Origin of the sequence: Paenibacillus sp. FSL R7-0652 (assembly GCF_038595045.1) — a bacterium.
GTDB lineage: Bacteria > Bacillota > Bacilli > Paenibacillales > Paenibacillaceae > Paenibacillus.
Map to the genome: position 1 here is coordinate 3,139,949 of NZ_CP152001.1, position 20,985 is coordinate 3,160,933.

Here is a 20,985-nt window from a genome sequence, read left to right on the forward strand (position 1 = left end):
AGATACCGATGAATCAGGATACACATCGTTATGACAGCGGCTTTCCCAAGATCGGTATTCGTCCGATCGTGGATCGCCGCAAACTTGTAAAGGCGGCGCTGGCTGACAGTACTATGGAACTCGCTCGTGAAGCAGCGGCTGAGATTACGGAAGTTCTTCGAAATCCGGACGGCTCGCCCGTGCAGGTCATTATCTTTGAACCCTGCATCTCCGGAATGACGGAGGCTGCCCGATGTGCTGAACAATTTCGCAAGGAAGGCGTAGGTGTCGTGGTCACCGTGTCGAATGGCTGGTGTTATCCGCTGGAGACGATGGAGACAGACCCCACACTGCCGCATGCTGTCTGGGGATTTAATGGCACTGAACGTCCTGGTGCTGTCTATCTGGCTGCGCTGCATGCAGCACACAACCAAAAGGGGTTACCGATCTTCAAAATTTACGGGAAACACATTCAGGATCAGGACGAACGCAAGCTTCCCGAGGACGTACGTGATCAGTTAATCCGTTTCGCTCGTGCGGGAATGGCGGCAGCTCTGCTTCGCGGCAGGTCTTATCTGTCCATTGGCTCTGTCTCGATGGGCATAGCTGGCTGCATTGTCGATGAATATTTCTACCAGCGTTATCTCGGCATGAAAAATGCTTATGTTGATATGACAGAAGTCAGCCGCAGACTCGACAAACGCATCTATGACCAGCAGGAATTCGTAACCGCCATGGCTTGGGCCGCACGCCACTGCGTAGAAGGGCCCGACCCCAATCCGGAATCGGTCCGGATCAGCCCGGAGAACAAAATGAAAAACTGGGAAACCTCGATCCGTATGACGTTGATTGTACGAGATCTGATGATTGGCAATCCCAGACTGGCGGAGATGGGTTATGAGGAAGAAGCGTACGGTTATAACGCCATTGCATCCGGATTTCAGGGGCAGCGGGAATGGACAGATCACCAGCCAAGCGCTGATGTGCTCGAAGCCATCCTGTGCAGTTCCTTCGATTGGAACGGTATTCGAGAGCCGTATATGATCGCCACCGAGAATGATAATCTCAACGCGATCACCATGCTGTTTAACCATTATCTGTCGTATACCGCTCAGATTTTTGCCGATGTACGTGCTTACTGGAGCCCGGAAGCTGTAGAGCGAGCCGCGGGATGGAAGCCAGACGGGTTAACAGCGAATGGTTTCATCCATCTGATTAATTCAGGTCCGGCAGCACTGGACGGAACAGGGGAGCAGCAGCGTGACGGCCAGCCTGTAATGAAGCCGCATTGGGAGATTGAAACGCAGGAAGTGCAGGCCTGCCTAAATGCTGTCAGATGGCGCCCAACCTACATGGATCAGTTTGCCGGAGGCGGATATTCTACAGACTATACAACGCGCGGGCAGATGCCGGTGACGATGGCACGTATCAATCTCGTCGCAGGTCTGGGACCCGTGGTTCAACTGGCCGAAGGTTATACGGTGGATTTGCCGGAAGAGGTGCATCAGCAGTTGGATTTGCGAACAACCCCAACCTGGCCTACAACATGGTTTGTTCCAAATCTGGTGGAAGATGATCCTGTTTTTGGTGATGTGTATAATGTAATGGCAGCTTGGGGGTCCAATCATTGTGCCGTCAGTTATGGTCACATCGGTGCAGACTTGATTACACTTGCCAGTATGCTTCGCATTCCGGTTAACATGCATAATGTGGATTCAAGCCGCATTTTCCGGCCCAGCGCCTGGTCTGCATTTGGAACGAAAGATCTGGAGGCCGCAGACTACCGCGCTTGTGCTGCATATGGCCCGCTGTATGGTTCAGTTTAAACATAAACGAAATCATAAAGACAAAGCAGGATCATCATTGAAGTGCCAACATGGCATCTCCTGAACTGCTTTGTCTTTTTTTGCGGATCGAAGTTGATTCGATACCACACGCATAAGCTGGGATTCCCCTTCCATTGACAAAGGACTACGTTCTATTTTATTTTTAAGTATTGTTGACAATCTAATTTTTTAGTTACTATAATTTATATGGTTTTGCCTGTTTTATTCGTCAGTCACTTTTAAGGGGTTCCACCTGTGCGCGAAGCTCCTTCTCAAGAACTGTCTACAGCGCCTGATATCCTACGCCCTTAAATATTTATCGAGGAGACTGAGTAGAATCATGAAAGTATTAATTGTGGAAGATTCAATGTTTGTGCAGAAAATGATGAGCAAGTTGATTGGCGATCATATTCCGAATTGCGAAATTCGAACAGCCACCAACGGTGAAGAGGGATATCGACTTTATCAGGATTTCAAGCCTGATTTGATCACGACGGATCTTTTGATGCCTGGACTTAACGGCCAGGATATGCTTCGCTTGATTCGGGAAAAAGATCAGAACGTCCGCATTATTATATTGTCAGCGGATATTCAGAAAGCTACCCGTGAAGAAGTGGAAGAGCTGGGTATCACAGGATTTCTAAATAAGCCGCTAACAGCAGAAAAAGCAAATACACTGCTGCAGATGATTCAGGTGGCACATGATGCTGAATGAGCTGCAGAAAGATCTGCTGACCGAACTGGTGAACGTATATGTTGGACAAGCAGCAAACATGTTATCGGAGATTGTAGACAAGCATATTGTACTCAGTATCCCTGAAGTTGATCTCATCTCTATTGCTGAAGTTGACCCGGAGGATCGGAGATATAATATTTTATTCGCGGAAGGTCATCTCTTCAGGTCGTCGCTGCAGTTCGGACATCAGTTTCAAGGCAAAGCGTTCCTCATGTTTCCTGCCGAACAGGCAAAAGTGCTGGCGAACATGTGTCTTGGAGAGCTTACGGAGAACCTCAATGCGAATAATTGCCACCTGATGGATACCGATCTCGATGTGCTGCAGGAAGTCAGCAATGTGCTGCTTAATGCCATTATCGGTGAATTTGGAAACTTCCTTGAAATGAAACTGGAATATGTCCTTCCGGATATTGAACTGATTCATGTTACGCGGTCTGATCCGCAAATTCTGCTTCAAAACGAAGTATACATATTGGTGCTGCACACCTCCTTTTTACTGGCGGATACAGATGTAAAAGGAATTATTGTTATTGCATTGAGCATGGATTCCATCTCCAGTCTGCTGAATAAAATAGATGCTCTGCTGGGAGGATAACCATGGATAATCTCGTTGTACAGGCACTGAACAAAACAAAGATGGGGATTATAATTATCGACAGACAATTGAAAATTCTCGTGTGGAATGGCTGGCTTGAACGTTTTACAGGTATGTCTGCCGAAGATGTGTTGGGAAAAAATCTGCTGCAGATCTGCCCGAGATTCAAGGCCAATATGTATCTGAATATATTACAAAATGCGCTGTATCACGGGCAGAGCAGATTCTGCTCCAGCGCTTTACATAAAAACTTTATCCTGCCGAAGGATGGAGGAGATGAGAGCTTTTACAGACAGAATCTGCATGTTGAACCGCTTTATGAGAATGATCACAGTTATGCACTGCTGCAGATTAGCGATACAACCAATACGAGTACTCGGGTGTACAAGCTTAAAAATCTGATTAAAGAACTGGAGACAGAATATACGAAGATCAAAGTATCGGAGAAGATCAGCAAACATCTATCTCTCCATGATTCCTTGACAGGTCTTCCTAATCGGCTGGCTTACAAGGACCGTCTTGCATGGGCTATTAGCAATGCGGTCAGAAGTGAGACGCGTTTTGCCGTACTGTATATCGATACTGACGGATTCAAACAGATTAATGATACTTACGGTCACGAAATAGGAGATCAGGTGTTAATGGAAGTCGCCCGGCGATTGAAGGGAAACATCCGCAGTACGGACTGCGTGGCAAGACTGGGTGGAGATGAGTTCAGCATTATTCTGAACCAGCTTAAGCAGGATGATGACGCGGAGATTGTTGCTCGGAACCTGACGGCAGCATTTGCAATACCGATTCATGTGAACGCGATCGAGATCCACTTGTCAGCAAGTATTGGCATCAGTCTTTTTCCTAAGGATGGCCAAGATCCGACTGAACTTCTCAAGCTTGCAGATATGGCGATGTATCGCATCAAGAAAAACGGAAAGCGCGGTTATGCCTTCTTTCATCCTGAACTTGATCAAGTCTGGTGATGCAGCGCTGGTTCGGACAAGTCAGGTGTACTCGAGCCTTCACTTTTCTTTCTTACGGATTATATTCGAAATAAAAATAGTTCTGCTGTTCAAGCTTAAGCTGCTGTTAAGGCAGCTTTTTTTGTGCTGTATTTATCCTGCCCCTCTGGAGTGGGCCATCATGCAGGAGTACGTATATATTTATCGAAGTAGAACGGAATGGTTGATGATTGATCTAATCATTACGAAATTAATGGATGGAGAGGATGAGGGAATTATGGTTGAGTTAGAGTTGGAGGAATTATTCACTGTACATGTGAAGATTGAACGTACAATTGAGCTTAAGAATACGGATGGCGAATCGGTAGTCATGATTATGTTCGGGGGACATGTTACGGGAACTTGTTTCGAAGGCACTGTGCGTGAAGGAGGGGTGGATACACAAGTCATTGGAAAAGAGGGAGGACGTCACAGCCTGTCGGCTCGTTATATGCTGCAGGGACAGGATTATACGGGGCAGCCCTGTGAAATATACATCGAAAATAACGGATACATCGGTGAGACGAAGGGGAACAGACTGTTTCGCACATCTCCTCGAATCATCACAAACAGTAAAGCTTTGTCTTATCTGAACACAGAGGCGCTGATTGGTGAGGGCTGCCCCGCAGCAGAGGGGATAAGTATTCATATTTTCAAAGTGAAATCCTGATGTACTTTTACGAAATGACAGCAGTTCTAATGGATAATAAGTTTATTAATCAGCGTCGTAATATTCGCCGAATCAGCATAATGACAAGAATCAGAAGCACGATCACAAATAACATTCCCGGTAAACCTACACTTGAGATCAACGTTAAAACCTCCTAAAAAATCCTGAAATAAACTATAAATACAGTTTTAATGAATATAACATATCATTTTACGTTCTGCGACTACAGAGATGGGAGGGCTGCCCCATGACGGATTGGACCGGAGTGAGCAACAAAAGTACGTGGAGCCGCGTCTAATCTATCATTAAGAAACGGAACAGGAGTGAAATGGTTTGCGCTTTAAATATAAGATAACTGCAGCTGCAGTCTTCGGTATGATGATGATCGGGCTGGGGAGTGCAGCTGGAGAAACTGAATTTGTCGATCTTCAGTACTCGAAGTGGGCCGAAGATGGCATTCACTATATGGCAAAAAGGGGGACGGTGGCGGGTTATGGTCATGGCCGATTTCAGCCCCAAACCCCGGTGACCCGAGGACAGGCCATTACCTTTATGGTACGTGAGCTTTATCCTGATCAGTTTGAGAAACCGGTGGACAACTTGAATTATACAGATGTGCCAGCAGCCCATCCTTTTTCTCGAGAGATCGCTATTGCTGAGCAGAATGGGCTGGCTGGCGGATTTCCGGATGGCTCATTCCGTCCGGATGCACCGATCAGTCGTGCTGAAACGGCAGCGTTTTTGACACGTGCATATCCGCTGAAACAAGGACCTCAGTCGGCAGCGTGGACGGATACAGCGAAACACTGGGCCGCAGCCCCAATCCAGATGATGAGTTCAAACGGGTTAGTCGGGGGTTATGCAGATGGGACGTATCGACCGGATCAAAAAGTGACGCGGGCAGAATATGCCGTATTTATGGCTCGGGTCATTCGTTTCGAACGTGAAGCTGCAATCGAAGCCAAAGATTGGGACAAACTGATCTCCTATATGACCGTTAGCGAGCAGGTCGGGCAGATGCTGATGCCTGATATCAGGCAGTGGAACGGCAAGGCGACTACAACGATCAACGAGGGACTGCAGCGCAGCATTCAGGATCAGAATGCCGGAGGACTTATCCTTTTCGAAAAAAATATTGTGGATGCGCAGCAGCTTACCACTTTCACGCATCATATTCAAAGCCAGGCAGGAGATATCCCGCTCTTTCTCGGCATGGATCAGGAAGGAGGGGGGATTCGGCGCATTCCTGGCGGTACCAATCTCCCTGGACAGATGGCGCTGGGCGCTGCGAACGATTCGTCGCTGGCGGAAGCCGCCGGCCAACTGACAGGAGAAGAGCTTAAAGCGCTTGGTATTCAGGTCAATTTCGCGCCAGTCCTTGATATCAACAGTAATCCGGACAACCCAATTATCGGTATGCGGTCATTCGGTTCGAATGCGGATCTGGTGACGCAGCTCGGTCTTGCCATGATGGAGGGACTGCGCCAATCAGGTGTTGTTGCGGGAGTCAAGCATTTTCCGGGGCATGGAGATACAGCCGTTGACTCTCACCTCGGTCTGCCTGTGCTTGCACATGCACGTGAGCGGCTTGATGCGGTAGAATTGAAACCGTTCAAAGCAGCGATCGAGCAGGGTGCTGATATGATCATGACGGCGCATATTGCGTTCCCTGCGATTGATAATGAGCAGGTCATCTCTCGCAAGGACGGTACCCGCGTGCCGCTTCCAGCTACGTTGTCTCGGAAGGTGTTAACCGGTCTGCTTCGGGAAGAACTGCACTATCAAGGTATCATTATTTCCGATGCGTTCACGATGAAAGGTATTGCTGAGCATTTTGGTGAAACTGAAGCTGTCGTGCGCGCTGCTGTCGCGGGGGTAGATATGATTCTCATGCCGCAAGATGTGTCTTCGGCACATCAGGCGTTAATTCATGCGGTGAATAACGGAAAGCTGTCCAAAGAACGAGTGCATGAGGCGGTAGAACGTATTTTGACAGTCAAGTCCAAATACAATCTGTTTGAACCCGCTCCGTCCCTCACCCAGAAGCTGCTTGATCTGAAAGGCATCGTTGGTGCTGAGGCTCATCTTCAGGTGGAGCGTACGATAGCAGAGCGTGCTGTCACCGTTCTGACCGGGACAGAAGGGATGAAACCTGAGACTATTCGTTCGGGCGATCGGGTGGTGATTGTCGCTTCCGATGCTGAGCAGGCAGCACAGCTGCAGCGACAGCTTAAGCAGACAGCGGGCAACCTCCCCTTACAAACGGTAACCTCTGTCAATAATTCTGATGATATGAAAAGCATCTTCCAAACGCTGAACAAGGCAGATTATGTGCTTATAGCTTCATATCAATTCCGCAGCGTTGGAAGTCAGTTCCGCTGGAGCGAGCTGCAGCTGCTGGTCAACGAGTTAAATCAGCGCCAGATGCGCTATACGCTGCTGTCTCTCGGCAATCCCTACGAAATGCTTCATTTGCAAAATGTACATTCCGCCCTTGCGGCGTATGGTAAACAGGAACCCCACACACTCGCTGCCATCAAGGTATTGCTTGGTCAACGAGAACCCCAAGGCAAACTTCCCGTTGATTTGGGGCCATCCGGCCAATAAAGATATGCGATGAATGAAATCCATTTTCCACGTGGCATACGCAGAAAAACCTTGCTGTCTCTATGAGCAGCAAGGTTTTTGTTGTTGTTTTTTCATGAGGTTAGATGGAAATGAAGTTTGTTCATTTAACGTCAAAAATAGCTGCTGCACACTGGCATAACTAGTATCTGTCGTTTACTTTGTGCTGCGAAGGATCGGGTTTTCGAGCTCGACATGCCCCATCAGGCTATCGGTTTCTTTGCCGTCCACCAGCAGCTGAATGCTCTGGATTTCTTCAAACTGGAACATGGTTTGTTTGAACACATCAAGGAAAAGAAGTTCGCCGCCAGAACCAAGTCTGGCTTCGTCCGGAATATGAATGTTTAACGTAAGTTTTCCGTCCTGTTCCTCAAGTGATTCGAGTCCAATATTACTCCATAAAGAAATATAATTCGGGTCATCCGAACGCTGCAGCATATCAAACGCTTGCGTATATTTTTCTTTACTGTCCGTAAATGTAATTTCGACTTTTTTTGTTTTGATCTGCGTTACTTCGGCGTCCACATAACTTACTTCAATCTCTTGTGTCTCTTTTTCCTCCACATTTGGCGCAGTGGGAGAAGAGCCATTGGTAGGAGACTGATTCGGTGCAGGCTCCGCATTCCCGGGGTCCACTGCTGGTTTATCGCCGCAGCCAGCGAGCATTAACATCACTGCCATAAGGCAGATCAGCTGTGTGTACGTTGACCTTTTTCTCATCCAAGCACCTTCTTATCCTTAGAATCATTTCTGGTTTAGAGTCATTTTCAGGTTTTGTTCGGCTGTTCATTAGGGTTGATTCAAGAACTCCTTGATACCATCAACGATGGCCTGAGCCGCTTTATTTTGGACACTCTCGGAGAACATGGCTTGTTCTTCGTCAGGATTACTCAGAAACCCGATTTCGAGCAGTACAGCAGGCATCGTTGTGTTGCGGAGCACTTCCAGATTACCGTTTTTGACCTTTCGATCCTTGAAGCCTAATGCTTCAATCAGATGTTTATGCACAATATCGGCAAGCTGTTTGCTGCTGCTTCGCTTGTAATAATATGTTTCAGTACCTGATGATTGAGGTGAAGCTTTCACACTGTTTCCATGGATCGATACAAATACATCCGCGTTCAATGTGTTTGCCAGCTGCACTCGCTCCGGACGTGTGGGATAAACATCCGTTTCGCGTGTCATTACCACTTCGATATCAGGCTCCTGCAGCAGAAGGGCCTGGACCTTCAGTGCGAGCGGCAGCGTGAAATTCTTTTCCTGTGTATTCGAGATTCCGATTGTACCCGGGTCTTTTCCTCCGTGTCCCGCATCAATAACAACGACACTTTTGCCGCTATCACTGCCTGAAGGACTCACAGGAATGCCAATGATCCCGGTAAGAGCCAGATCCACGATCAGCTTGCCGCTGACATATTGAGTATTAACCTGTACATCGCTCAGATTGTTGAGTTCGATAACAACTCTGACTTGAGCTGGATCATTTTTAAAAAGAGAGTATCGTATTTCGGTTACATTAGGAATACCGCTGACATCCAGTTTACCCATCTTGCCCTGCTGCAGAGCTGGCCCCATCTCACCAAAAGCAGTATTCGGCAGATCCACCACAATCCGATCCGGATTATTCAGCCTTGTGATCTGGGGTGTAACCTCGGTATCGACGGATACAACAAGCTGCTGATTGGCGAAGCTGATATCACTGACTTTGCTCCATTCCGTGCTGCTGTCTTGCCCCGGAACAGCAGGGGCAGGAACAGGAGAAGGTTCATCTGAAGGAACGGCGGCGCTTGTCAGGCCCACGACTTTGTCCTTGTTATTCCAGCTTACAGACAACCCCATCTCTTCACTAACAAAACGAAGGGGCACAACGACCGTATTCTTGATCAGCCTCGGGGCCGTGTTCAGCTGCACCTTCTCGTTTTGAACGCTGGCTTCTGTTCTGCCAACATTTAAGGAGAGCACCTTCGCGTTTTGCTCAATACTTACGTTTTGCGTTTTCTGATTCCACTGCACCTTGAATTTTAGATTCTCGGCAACGACACGGATCGGGATCATCACGTTTTTGTTGATGTTGACAACTTCGACATCGGAAGGAAGCATAAGCTCCTGTCCGTCCAATATAATTTTGGTTTGCGGAGCAGATGCAGCATGTCCTGTACCCGGCAGGGCGAGCAGAAATAACAAACTGAACAAGAGTACACTTACGATTTTTTTCATTTTACACCTCAGTTTAATTCTAAGTTTCTGATAAGAACGTTCATCCATCCAACGAACAGCACTTGTGACAATATTCTACAAATAAACATACAGTTCCTGCCTGATACCAATATCTTTTTGGATAAAATTCAGACGATGACACTATTTTAGATGTGCTTTTGAATCTCAGGCCCGGTAGGGGATTGTGCGATATCACCGTTTTTTGTTTATAAAATATTAATGACCTTTGGATAATAATGACATTGACAGTTTAACGTTTTTCCAAAATAATAGATTGTAATTGAATACTGGTACCTTTAATTCAGTCCAGAGAGGCTGGCAAGGGCAGCGGATTTTGTAATCACGCGAGAAAGGGCATTTCCTGCATAGGGATGTTCTGCGTCTTCGCGCGGGTTATGATGCATAAAGAGGCTACTTGTCAGCGTAAAAGCGTGATGAGTAGCCTCTTTTTCTGCTTTTTTTATGGTATCAGAACACTTTTATCTGGAGGGTTTCTGATGAGCAAACAAGATCAAGAATTTTCATGGCAAGAGGTGCCGAAGGCGCAGCGCAATCATTTCTGGAAAACATTATCCGTCATGCTTGGATTCACTTTTTTCTCGGCCAGTATGCTGGCAGGGGGAACACTCGGTGTCAGCCTGACATTTATGGAGTTCATGGCCATCGTGCTGGCAGGAAATCTGGTGCTAGGCATATATACGGGGGCACTGGCACATATCGCTGCCAAGACAGGATTGTCCACCCATCTGCTGGCGAAATATTCGTTTGGTGAAAAAGGTTCTTATCTGCCTTCATTCCTGCTGGGCTTTACACAGGTTGGATGGTTTGGTGTCGGCGTAGCGATGTTTGCCATTCCGGTTGCCAAGGCGATGGACTGGAATGTATACCTGTTGATCCTGGTGTTTGGACTTGCGATGACAGCGTCAGCGATCTTCGGTATGAAGTCTCTTGTCATTCTTGGTTATATTGCGGTACCTGCCATAGCGATTCTCGGAGGATATTCCATGTTTGAGGGAGCGGGCTCACTGGGGGGGCTGCAAGGATTGTTGGACTACACGCCAACACAGACGCTTACCGCGGCTGCAGCTCTGACGATATGTATCGGTTCGTTCATAAGTGGCGGTACACTGACACCAGACTTTGCACGATTCTCCCGCACATCCCGGCAGGCGGTAACGGCGACGGTGATTGCGTTTTTCCTCGGTAACTCGCTCATGTTCCTGTTCGGCGCTGTCGGTGCAATGGCGTACAACCTGGCTGACATATCAGAAGTGATGTTCCTGCAAGGGCTGCTGATCCCGGCCATTATCGTACTGGGACTTAACATCTGGACAACCAATGACAATGCACTGTACGCTTCCGGTCTCGGTTTTGCGAACATTACCAAAATATCGAAAAAATTCTTTGTTATCGTTAACGGGATTGTCGGAACCGTGTTTGCCATGTGGATGTACAACAACTTTGTTGGTTTTCTGAACGTACTGGGTGCAGCCATTCCTTCAATCGGGGCCATCATTATTGCGGATTATTTCATTGTAAAACGCAGATCGTATGCACCATTCGCCGACATGAATTTTAAAAAAGTAAACTGGGCAGCGATGGCCGCATGGGCGATCGGCGTTGCATTCGCACAGCTTGCTCCCGGAGTAACGCCGCTTAATGCGCTGATCGGTACAGCCGTGGCGTATATCGTCATCATGGCCATCGTGTCCATGACATCATCCAAAGAAAAGGGGAAAACACATGATTATACAGAACGCAAAATTGCGGGGTAAAGAGGGCTTGTGGAATATTATCATCAGAGACGGGAAATTCGAACAGGTTACGCAGGATCAACAATCAGATGTTGGTGCAAACGAAGAGACGCTGGATGTAAACGGAGCACTCGTGCTTCCGCCGTTCATTGAACCACATATTCATCTGGATACAACCCTGACAGCAGGGGAGCCAGAATGGAATCTGAGCGGTACATTGTTTGAAGGCATCCAGCGCTGGTCGGAGCGTAAAGCATTCTTGACCCTCGAAGATGTTAAAACACGCTCCAAAACGGCTTTGAAATGGCAGATGGCGCAGGGTATTCAGCATGTGAGAACCCATGTGGACGTGACAGATCCAAGTCTGATCGCCGTTAAAGCGATGCTTGAAGTGAAGGAGGAACTGGCTCCTTACATTGACATTCAACTGGTTGCTTTTCCTCAGGAAGGTATTCATTCTTATCCAAATGGTGCGGAGCTGCTGGAAGAATCACTCAAAATGGGCGTAGACGTTGTAGGCGGTATCCCGCATTTTGAGTTTACCCGTGAGTACGGGGTGGATTCGATGAAAGTGGCCTTTGACCTGGCTGAAAAATATGACCGTCTTATCGATATTCACTGTGATGAAATTGATGATGAGCAGTCCCGCTTCATCGAAGTAGTTGCGAAGGAAGCGTATGAACGCGGTCTGGGCTCACGTACCACAGCAAGTCACACCACTGCAATGGGTTCATACAACGATGCATATACGTACAAGCTGTTCCGTCTGTTGAAGATGGCCAATCTGAACTTTGTATCCAATCCGCTGGTGAACATTCATCTGCAGGGACGCTTTGACACGTATCCGAAGAGAAGAGGACTGACTCGGGTGAAGGAGCTGCAGGAAGCGGGCCTGAACGTCTGCTTTGGACATGATGATATTTTCGATCCATGGTATCCGCTCGGTACAGGAAACATGATGCAGGTGCTTCACATGGGCATTCACGCTTCCCAGCTGCTCGGGTACGACCAGATTGTGAATTCCATTGACCTGATTACGAAAAATAGTGCCAAAACGCTGCACATTGAGGACCGTTACGGTGTTGAAGAAGGCAAACCAGCCAACTTCATCGTTATGGAAGCGGAGAATGAATACGAAGCGGTTCGCAAGCAGGCAGCGGTACTTTATTCGTTCAGAGATGGGCGTAAAATTGCGGAAACAAAACCGCGCGATACATCTGTTATTATGGACGGCTGCAAGGAAAAAGTGACGTTTAACAAATAGATGCTTGACGGCTGTGCTTGTATACATGAAATGAGCACAATTATAAATAAATGCGCAGCATAATAACGTTGTACAGCAATACTTCTCCTTCATGCAGGGCCAAGTCATCTACAAAGACAAAGTCAATGCGTGAAGGAGTTTCTTTTTTTAAAATCAAGCTGGAAAGTATAGTTCTTGAAGAGAAATAGAATATATTGTAATAATTTGAATTTACTTCAATATAATCATCGTTTATACTAGATTCAACCCGAAAGAATAGATTACAGCGAGAGAGAAATTTTTTTTTATTTAATTTTGTAAGCGCTTTATATTTAGCCTGTGCTGAGGTGAAGAAAGGAGGAATAGGACAGGATAACCACTGAGCATATTTTACTTACACAAAATAAATATTATGTCAACCAATCTCTGGAGGTGTAATCATGTTTAAATCCAAATTAATCAAAGCCGCCATGTCTGCTGCACTTATGAGCTCTTTATTTTTCATTCCACCGATGCCTTCCGTCGGTGCGGCTGATGCCGGCTGTCCCAACGGATATGTGGCTCTGACCTTTGATGATGGTCCTTCGAACAATACAAACAATATTCTTAATGCCTTAAAGCAGTCAGGCCTGCGTGCCACCATGTTTAATACCGGACAAAATTCGCAAAACAATCAGGCACTTGTTCGTGCGCAGGTGTCGGCGGGGATGTGGATTGGCAACCATTCCTATACCCACCCGGATATGACCAAGCTGAATACAACACAGATGGCATCCGAGATTACACGTACCCAGCAGACGATTCGTTCCATTACAGGCTCTTCGCCATCGCTTTTCAGACCGCCGTATGGTGCTACGAACGGAACATTGAAATCGGTGATCAGCCAGAACGGTTTGAGAGAAGTATTATGGAACGTCGATTCACAGGATTGGAACGGTGCGAATGCCTCCCAGATTGTGGCGGCAGTAAATCGCATGGCAAGCGGTGACGTCATTTTGATGCATGATCAGTACCAAACGACACTTCAGGCCATTCCTCAAATTGCTCAAAACCTGAAAAGCCGCGGCCTATGTGCGGGCATGATCTCACCTTCTACCGGACGAGCAGTTGCACCGGATGGCGGCACCAACAATCCTCCTGCAGCTGCGGTGAGAATCGAAACAGAGAATATGACCAAAAGCGGTCAGTATACCGGTAACATCAGCTCTCCGTTCAACGGAGTTGTCCTGTATGCTAATAACGATGCCGTGCGGACTACACATAACTTCTCAACCGGAACGCATTCATTCTCGCTCAGGGGAGCATCCAACAATGCCAATATGGCGCGGGTGGATCTGAGGATTGGCGGGCAGACCAAAGGAACGTTTTATTATGGAGGCAGCAGCCCCGCCGTTTATACGCTGAATAACATCAGTCATGGAACCGGAAATCAGGTGATTGAATTGATTGTAACTGCTGACGACGGCACATGGGATGCATATCTGGATTATTTGGAAATTCACTAGGAGGTGTCTGAAAACGCTGAAGGAAGCCAAAATTTTGCCGAATTTCTGTTCCATGCCAGAAAGTTTATCGCAGGCGTGCTGGCGCACGTCAAGGGAAAGTGACGCAGCAGGGGGCAAAAAGGGCATAAAAGATTCGGGTTACAAGACACGCCGTAAGTTGGCAGCTGTATGGGTTCAATTTATAAGTGAATTTCGCTTAACATCATCTATATAGAAAAAGGAAGGCTGTTTCAATGGCATGTACCCTACGCGGTGCATTGTCAGAGAGATAGCCTTTTTTTGTGTTCTTTTCGATCCGGCCCAAAAAAGTTGAAAACAAAATGTGACCAAATGTCGTCCGTAAGAGTGTTCAGAGTATAAAGGGGGGCAAAAACATCCTATGCAGCAGTCCATATCCCAGAAGAGCAATCAGGTCATGAGTATCTATGAGACATATGCGGATACGCTGTTCCGGATTGCAATGGTGCACCTCGGCAGACGGGAAGACGCGGAAGAAGCCACTCAGGATACGTTCATTAAATTCATGGAAAAGGCGCCAGCATTCCATGATGCTGAACATCAAAAAGCATGGTTAATTCGAGTAACGACTAATCATTGCAAATCCTTACTCCGTAGAGGCTGGCGTAAACGGGAAGTCAAACTGGAAGCTTCAGAACTAGGGATCACGAATGATCCTGAGGATTAGGCTTTGATCGAACTGGTGCTGTCTCTACCCGTGAAATATAGATCGGTTGTTCATCTCTATTATTACGAAGATTATGCAGTCCGGGACATCAGCAAGATTTTAGAGATTAGTGAATCGGCAGTAAAGATGAGGTTACAGCGGGGGAGACAACTGTTAAAACTGGAGCTTGAAGGGGAGGAACAGCCATGAATGAGCAGGAATTCAAACAGCGATATAAGAAAGCGGTGGATCAGTTGAAAACAGATCATCAGATGAAAAAAAGAATCGAACAGAATGTGAAAGCCCAGCACCCCACAACAAAGCGTGCTCGTAAGTCACTGTACATAGCAGCAGGCGTTGTCGCAGCAGCAAGCATCGGGCTTGCCGTACCAACCGTTTGGCAGCAGTGGGGTGGAACGATTTCGCCTGCAAAAGAGATAGCGTCAAATGCTGCATTAATGGACAAGGATCAGGTTACCAGAGGATACACTGCGATCAAGACCGAGAATTCAAACATAGTTCCTGTAGAGATTCCGAAGATTGAGCTGCCCAGTGGAGATAACCAGAATGTTAAGGCAGACATGATTGGATTGGTCGTTTATCATGGAAACGTCTATACCGAATCTGCGACTACGGTGGAAGGTGCAGATGCCTTGGCGCTGCGAGGCAAGAGACTGGGCAAAACCTCTGGTGGCATCCATGAGCTGAGCAGTCAGGATGACTACAAGGAGTTGGCCTCGACTATTGGTAAGGCAGATATCTATACCGTGAAAGGATACAATTCGGATTTTCGGATTATGTCCTATATCGAAGTAGACGGTCAAGGATATGCTCAATTTTTTGATAAAACGAATGGTATATCGGTCAGCGGCCTTTCCGCTCTCATTGGCAAGCTTAACCTTAAGGATCAGGTGACTGCGGCGCAGTGGGAGAGCTTTGATAGCTGGAATAACGGACTCGGTCAACTGCAGAAACTTTCAGTCGACGGCTCACTGAGCAGCTTTATCGAGCAGTTATTTTTAGCAGCTCCCACAGCGGCCAGTCCTGAACTGCAGGAACGTCTCTATGGGGATGATAACCGCAAAATACTCTATTTGACTCTTGAAGATAAAACAAGGGTTCAACTTGTCCTGTTCGGAGAGGAACACATGGTACGTTACGGCTATGCTCCCGTATTTTTCAAAGTAGATCAGAGGGCATTTCAGCAATTTTGGAACAGCTTAAGCAAATAAGCATAACTGGAGGGCGTAAGAAGAGCTTCTCTAATGAGTAGATTGAGATCGTGGATATGCAAAAATGAGCAGTAGAGAAACAAGATGCAGCATTCGGAGAGAGCAGCCAGACGGCAGCTCTCTTTTTGGGATGTCCAAAAGGAAGAGGTATAAGACTATTTTCCCAAGAGGAGCCATTCGTAAACTGGAACTGAGCCATGAACGAGTCATGTCACTCATACAGCAGCATACCCAAGAAGAGATCATGGCTAAAAAGCATTATAAATGGGTCAAAACAAGCAATCTGTATAGTTACTTTGCGGCTAACACGGCAGATCATTACATATGGGCTTTAAAAAAATGTGCACAAATGGCGAAACAATTATAAGTAAAAGACATTCACCAAACGCCGCGCTCACTTCTCGTAAGAACGTTCAGAAGGTCATACACTTCTCGTTTAGCAGATTTATGAACTGACGCAGAGCGCTGCTGACATATCGGTTCTCACCCCGCACAAAAGTGGTGGCGGTTGGCGTAAGTACATCAGACAGATCATGCACTGTATATGCCTCAGGTTGATTGTGGACAACGCTGCAGGGCATGATCGTAACCGCAATCCCGGATTCTACGCAGCCGAGCAGATTTTCCATAGTACTGACTTCAATCAGCTTTTTGGCCGATAGGCCTTCTTCCGCCAGAAACTTCTCCGTAATCTCACGATACGGACATCCCTGCGGAAACACAACCCATGAAAGTTGACAAAATGTTTCAAGCGGGGTCTCCGTTCGTTTGGAGATGATGTGTACCGTATCCTGCATCTCGTATTCGACCTTCAATCCTTCTTTGACACATGCCCCGCTAATAAAAGCACCATCAAGTTCAGAAGACTGAATTTTATGCCGCAGCACCTTGGGGGAGGTAGCATTCACCAGCGAGATCGACACGTTTGGATACGTCATCTGGTACTCATTTAATATCTCGATAAAACGCCGTGATGCTGCCGTTTCGACAATTCCGATCCTTAACGTCCCTGATGGTTCTTCCGGGTCCGTCATTTCCTGCTCCAGATCATACAGCAGGTTGCGAAGGCGTGCAGCATAATCAAGGAACTGCTTTCCTTTTTCTGTAGGCTGTACACCTTTGGCAGAGCGGTCAAACAGCTGGACCTGATATTCTTCTTCCAGTTTTTTGATACGTGTCGTGACATTGGACTGGGCATAGTTCAGCTCTTTGGCTGCTTGTGAGATTTTGCCTGTGCGTCCAACGGCGAGCATGATGTCAATATCGGATAATTCCATGATGGCCTCCTGAATATAAAATTTAGACAGATAAGAGAGTAACCCCGACTAGATTGAAGTATCCCATCTTCAATTTTCCTTCAAACTGAGGTATCACTCACAGTGATACTCCTATATATTCTAATCATTTTACGATATGTCTTATCCGTTCTACAATATCCTTAATTTCAAAAAGAGAGAAGGAAAAGACATGTCAAATTCATTTTTTAACATTTTCAAACCTGTAGCACTGGGGCAGTGGAACCTTCGCAACCGCATCGTCATGGCTCCGCTGACAAGGGGCTTTGCACGGGACGAAGACGGAACGGTAACGGAAGAAATTAGTGCATATTACGAACAACGAGCCAAGGATGGCGTCGGTTTGATCATTACCGAGGGCATTACCCCCATGCTCTCGGGTAAAGGAACGTTTGGGGTACCTGGATTATATACAGAGGCACAGACTGCTTCATGGAAAAAGGTAACGGAGGCTGTGCACAGGCACGGCGGCACGATTATCGCACAGTTATGGCATGTGGGCAGATTGTCGCATTCGGACCTGATCGGCAGGAGGCCGCAGGCTCCTTCATCCATCCAGGCACAGGGAAAAGTGCATAAACTTCACAAATCTTACGAAATGCCTGAAACGATGACCACTGAAGAGATCAAAGATGTCGTTTATCATTTCCAATTAGCTGCTCGCAGCGCAGTTTTGGCGGGATTTGACGGAATAGAGCTCCACGCGGCCCACGGTTATCTGATGGACCAATTTATAAATGAGCGGACGAACATACGAAATGACGAGTATGGGGGCAACCTTCAGGGGAGACTTCGCTTTTTGAAAGAGGTCATTATCGCGGTGAAAAAAGAAATCAGCACAGATCGCATCATCATCCGCTTTTCCGAGAAAAAAGATGACGATCCGTCATATGCATGGACTTCCAAGGCAGAGACAATCCGCGCCTATCTGGAGCTTTTCCGTGAAACAGGTATCACGATACTGCACCCCTCAACCGAAAGCTATGCTGAAGTTTGGTCGGATGGACTCAACTTTCATCAGGCGGTTCGCTCACAATGGGAGCACACGATTATCGGCGTAGGGAATCTCGATCTGGAGAGGGCAGAGGAGGCAATCAATGACGGTGTAATTGATCTGGCAGCCTTTGGCCGGCCATTCATTGCCAATCCGGATCTGGTACAGAGATGGAGATCCGGACTTCCGATAACAGTGTATGATAGCACTAAACATTTATCCGTGCTAAAGTGATTCTGAACTTCGCTGTATATTTTTCTCCCCCCATAACACCATGGATTCGATCAAAGGCACCAGCTCTTTGCCGGATGGAGTAAGCGAATATTCGACTCTTGGCGGTATTTCGTTATACTGCTCGCGATGAACGATTCCGTATTGAATCAGGTCTTTCAAACAGTTCGTTAACATCGTTGGCGTAATTCCGGGCAGTCTTCTTTTTAACTCATTGTACCGAATGCTGTCATCTTCACTGAGAATGGCCAGAATCGGCAGATTCCACTTCCCGCCAATCACCTGAAAAGCATACGTCGCGGGACACAGCTGATCAAAATTAAAATCGTATTTCATACGAAAACCTCCAATAGTATACTTTTTGATACTAAGTCAGAAAAAGAATCGTACTTGTTCTTAAGATTATAGATATTATAATCATACTAACACAAAGCTAATCTATTCGATAAGATCAAAAAGGCGGGATAACGATGAGTAACGAATCTATGATGTGTGACCTGGAAACGGGTGTATGCGGCATAAGTGATGAAGAAGAGATGCAGGTTATTGATCTAAAGCAGGAAGAGAAAAAAGTTACGCTGTACTATGCAACCGACCCGATCTGTTCGCACTGCTGGGCACTTGAGCCTGTCCTGCATCGCTTTATTGAAGAGTATGGTCATTACTTTAACGTAGAGATTAAAATGGGAGGATTGCTGGCAAGCTGGGAGGGATTCTCTGATGGTGCAAACGGTATTCAGAAACCTTCCGATGTTGCCGGCCATTGGAGGGAAGTAGGCGAGCACTCACGCATGCCGATTGACGGGTCCTTATGGTATGATCAGCCGATTCAATCTTCCTATCCGCCTTCTCGGGTATTCAAGGTGATTCAGCGTATGCATCCTGGGAAGGAACAGGCATTCCTGAGACGAGCACGAGAAGCCGTCTTTGCATTGAATCAAAATATTGGAGAAGATGAAGTGCTGATTGAACTTGTCAACCAACTCGGACTGAATGGTAAAGAAATCGTGGACGCATCCTCACAGCAAGCTGCACAGGATTTGTTGGAAGAAGATTTTGAGATGACTGCCCGTCTTGGCGTTCGAGGATTCCCCTCTATTATTATCGTGAATAAAGAGCAGCAGGGAATTAAGGTGGTAGGGGCTCGTGCTCTGGAAACGTACGTTCAAGCACTGCAGCAGATTTTGGGTGAGACGCCCAAACCCAAAAAGATCGCGGCCCTGTCTCACACATTCCAAGAAGGGAACCTTCTTTTCTCGAAAGAGATCGAGGTGCTGTACGACATTGATACGGGCGATGTGGAATCCTATGTACATTCACAATTACCAAAAGATACTTACCGGATCGAGCAAATATTAGGAGAAATGGTCGTTCAGCGTGTATAACAGTCTTAGGTGAAAGTTAACAATGGATTTAGTACATTTATCCATGTGTTATTACAAATTCCCCGAGGGTTGTATTTCAATAAAGTCACATTAATACATCTAGAATGACCTTATCTATAGAACAGGAAGTAATATGTATTTCGCTGTTCTGATTCTAGGGTCTACTCGTAAAATGGAAGTTTGGAAAAAGAAGTAAAAAAGCAGCTGCCATTCAGGCCGCTGCTTTTTTCAGTGATGTTACTGATCCTTTTAAACGGATTAGACTGAGCGCCTAAATTACGTGAGGCAGGTTTTTGTAATACACGAGATGATCCGTCCATTCTTCGTTTTCAAAGATGAAACCTTTTCGCAAACATTCGAATTCCAGACCTGCACGTTCAGCCAGTTTAATAGAGGGAGTGTTATCCACATTAATATGGGCTTCCAATCGGTGAAACTTCAAGTCTGCTGCTGCCATACGGAGAACTTCGCATACCGCCTCTTGACCGTATCCTTGTCTCCAATGCTGATTGTGGATGGTGTAGCCAAAGCTGGCCCATTGAAACGGTTCTCTAGCCAACGTGGCAATATCAATCATGCCCAGATGTGTACCATCTTCTTTTCTGAATACACCGAATATATATACGGCATCGGTGCGGGCAAGTTCCTGATGTCTCTCCACTAGCTGCTCGAACCATTCAGGTGTGCAGTCACTCATATCGATTTTTCCAGGATCATGTCGATGCCGAGAGGGAAAGCGGCTTTCGAATTCATGCAGCCAGTTCTCATAATCTTCGTTTTGTAATGGTCGAATCACCAGTCGCTCGGTTTCCGACCTATGATCAAATTTACCTTCAATAATGTTCAAGTTCAATGTGACATCTCCTTTGTACGGATTTGTTGTTTTTGATTTTGCAGAAAAAATAGACTGGTTTTCGAGCTTGTCGGTTATGTACCATGGACATCACACCTTTCATTTTCATTAATTATGCAGCTCTTTCTGTGTCATCAGACCGTTAAGCCATTTAAGTGTAACACAGATTCATGCGCCCCAAGAATT

Annotated in this window: 20 protein-coding genes; 15 read left to right on the forward strand and 5 right to left on the reverse strand. The window is 46.6% G+C overall.

The annotated features are described in order from the left end of the window. The first annotated feature begins 8 nt into the window (after window positions 1-8). The 6 genes from MKY97_RS14190 to MKY97_RS14215 all read left to right on the forward strand — a co-directional run bounded on the left by MKY97_RS14190 (window position 9) and on the right by MKY97_RS14215 (window position 7,408). A complete protein-coding gene (locus MKY97_RS14190; protein ID WP_342556040.1) occupies window positions 9-1,805 on the forward strand; it encodes an L-fucose isomerase in 1,797 nt (598 codons plus the stop codon). A gap of 340 nt (window positions 1,806-2,145) precedes the next feature. After that, window positions 2,146-2,520, forward strand: coding sequence for a response regulator (locus MKY97_RS14195; RefSeq protein WP_342556041.1), 375 nt, complete (start codon window positions 2,146-2,148; stop codon window positions 2,518-2,520). After that, window positions 2,507-3,136: a chemotaxis protein CheC gene (locus MKY97_RS14200; RefSeq protein ID WP_342556042.1), complete on the forward strand. Its 630-nt coding sequence runs from the start codon at window positions 2,507-2,509 to the stop codon at window positions 3,134-3,136. The genes MKY97_RS14195 and MKY97_RS14200 overlap by 14 nt, the downstream gene beginning before the upstream one ends. A 2-nt stretch (window positions 3,137-3,138) precedes the next feature. Next, a complete protein-coding gene (locus MKY97_RS14205) occupies window positions 3,139-4,113 on the forward strand; it encodes a sensor domain-containing diguanylate cyclase (RefSeq protein WP_342556043.1) in 975 nt (324 codons plus the stop codon). A 160-nt stretch (window positions 4,114-4,273) separates the two neighbouring features. After that, a complete protein-coding gene (locus MKY97_RS14210) occupies window positions 4,274-4,801 on the forward strand; it encodes a DUF3237 family protein (protein WP_342556044.1) in 528 nt (175 codons plus the stop codon). A gap of 333 nt (window positions 4,802-5,134) precedes the next feature. After that, window positions 5,135-7,408, forward strand: a complete 2,274-nt coding sequence (locus MKY97_RS14215) for a glycoside hydrolase family 3 N-terminal domain-containing protein (protein WP_342556045.1) — start codon at window positions 5,135-5,137, stop codon at window positions 7,406-7,408. Between the two features lie 174 nt (window positions 7,409-7,582). Here MKY97_RS14215 and MKY97_RS14220 read toward each other — a convergent pair whose 3' ends face one another. Together MKY97_RS14220 and MKY97_RS14225 are read right to left on the reverse strand one after the other, a co-directional pair. After that, a complete protein-coding gene (locus MKY97_RS14220) occupies window positions 7,583-8,146 on the reverse strand; it encodes a GerMN domain-containing protein (protein WP_342556046.1) in 564 nt (187 codons plus the stop codon). 69 nt (window positions 8,147-8,215) lie between these two features. Continuing rightward, window positions 8,216-9,643 carry an N-acetylmuramoyl-L-alanine amidase family protein gene (locus MKY97_RS14225; protein WP_342556047.1) on the reverse strand — a complete coding sequence of 476 codons (1,428 nt, stop codon included), beginning with the start codon at window positions 9,641-9,643 and terminating at the stop codon, window positions 8,216-8,218. 497 nt (window positions 9,644-10,140) lie between these two features. Here MKY97_RS14225 and codB point away from each other — a divergent pair, with 497 nt between their 5' ends. The 7 genes from codB to MKY97_RS14260 all read left to right on the forward strand — a co-directional run bounded on the left by codB (window position 10,141) and on the right by MKY97_RS14260 (window position 16,408). Continuing rightward, the gene (gene codB, locus MKY97_RS14230) at window positions 10,141-11,418 is read left to right on the forward strand and encodes a cytosine permease (RefSeq protein WP_342556048.1); all 1,278 of its coding nucleotides are present in this window, start codon (window positions 10,141-10,143) and stop codon (window positions 11,416-11,418) included. After that, the gene (locus MKY97_RS14235; protein WP_342556049.1) at window positions 11,387-12,661 is read left to right on the forward strand and encodes a cytosine deaminase; all 1,275 of its coding nucleotides are present in this window, start codon (window positions 11,387-11,389) and stop codon (window positions 12,659-12,661) included. The genes codB and MKY97_RS14235 overlap by 32 nt, the downstream gene beginning before the upstream one ends. 419 nt (window positions 12,662-13,080) lie before the next feature. Then, complete coding sequence (locus tag MKY97_RS14240) at window positions 13,081-14,145, forward strand: polysaccharide deacetylase family protein (protein ID WP_342556050.1); 1,065 nt, start codon at window positions 13,081-13,083, stop codon at window positions 14,143-14,145. A 379-nt stretch (window positions 14,146-14,524) separates the two neighbouring features. After that, window positions 14,525-14,830, forward strand: a complete 306-nt coding sequence (locus MKY97_RS14245) for a sigma-70 family RNA polymerase sigma factor (RefSeq protein ID WP_342556051.1) — start codon at window positions 14,525-14,527, stop codon at window positions 14,828-14,830. Window positions 14,831-14,833: 3 nt separating this feature from the next. Continuing rightward, a complete protein-coding gene (locus MKY97_RS14250; RefSeq protein ID WP_342556052.1) occupies window positions 14,834-15,019 on the forward strand; it encodes a sigma factor-like helix-turn-helix DNA-binding protein in 186 nt (61 codons plus the stop codon). Continuing rightward, window positions 15,016-16,041 (forward strand): hypothetical protein, encoded by a 1,026-nt coding sequence (locus MKY97_RS14255; protein WP_342556053.1) that lies wholly within the window; start codon window positions 15,016-15,018, stop codon window positions 16,039-16,041. Before MKY97_RS14250 ends, MKY97_RS14255 begins: the two co-directional genes overlap by 4 nt. Before the next feature lie 64 nt (window positions 16,042-16,105). Then, on the forward strand, window positions 16,106-16,408 hold the full coding sequence (locus MKY97_RS14260; RefSeq protein ID WP_342556054.1) for a ClbS/DfsB family four-helix bundle protein: 303 nt from the start codon (window positions 16,106-16,108) through the stop codon (window positions 16,406-16,408). A 46-nt stretch (window positions 16,409-16,454) separates the two neighbouring features. Here MKY97_RS14260 and MKY97_RS14265 read toward each other — a convergent pair whose 3' ends face one another. Then, a complete protein-coding gene (locus MKY97_RS14265) occupies window positions 16,455-17,318 on the reverse strand; it encodes a LysR family transcriptional regulator (RefSeq protein ID WP_342556055.1) in 864 nt (287 codons plus the stop codon). Window positions 17,319-17,508: 190 nt separating this feature from the next. Here MKY97_RS14265 and MKY97_RS14270 point away from each other — a divergent pair, with 190 nt between their 5' ends. Then, the gene (locus MKY97_RS14270) at window positions 17,509-18,564 is read left to right on the forward strand and encodes an alkene reductase (protein WP_342556056.1); all 1,056 of its coding nucleotides are present in this window, start codon (window positions 17,509-17,511) and stop codon (window positions 18,562-18,564) included. On the opposite strand, the gene MKY97_RS14275 is transcribed toward MKY97_RS14270, so the two are convergent. Further along, complete coding sequence (locus MKY97_RS14275; protein ID WP_342556057.1) at window positions 18,556-18,897, reverse strand: helix-turn-helix domain-containing protein; 342 nt, start codon at window positions 18,895-18,897, stop codon at window positions 18,556-18,558. The two genes, MKY97_RS14270 and MKY97_RS14275, sit on opposite strands and share 9 nt — an antisense overlap. A gap of 134 nt (window positions 18,898-19,031) precedes the next feature. On the opposite strand from MKY97_RS14275, the gene MKY97_RS14280 reads away from it, so the two are divergent. Further along, window positions 19,032-19,946, forward strand: a complete 915-nt coding sequence (locus tag MKY97_RS14280; RefSeq protein ID WP_342556058.1) for a DsbA family protein — start codon at window positions 19,032-19,034, stop codon at window positions 19,944-19,946. Window positions 19,947-20,217: 271 nt separating this feature from the next. Here MKY97_RS14280 and MKY97_RS14285 read toward each other — a convergent pair whose 3' ends face one another. After that, window positions 20,218-20,793 (reverse strand): GNAT family protein, encoded by a 576-nt coding sequence (locus MKY97_RS14285; protein ID WP_342556333.1) that lies wholly within the window; start codon window positions 20,791-20,793, stop codon window positions 20,218-20,220. Between the last annotated feature and the right edge of the window lie 192 nt (window positions 20,794-20,985).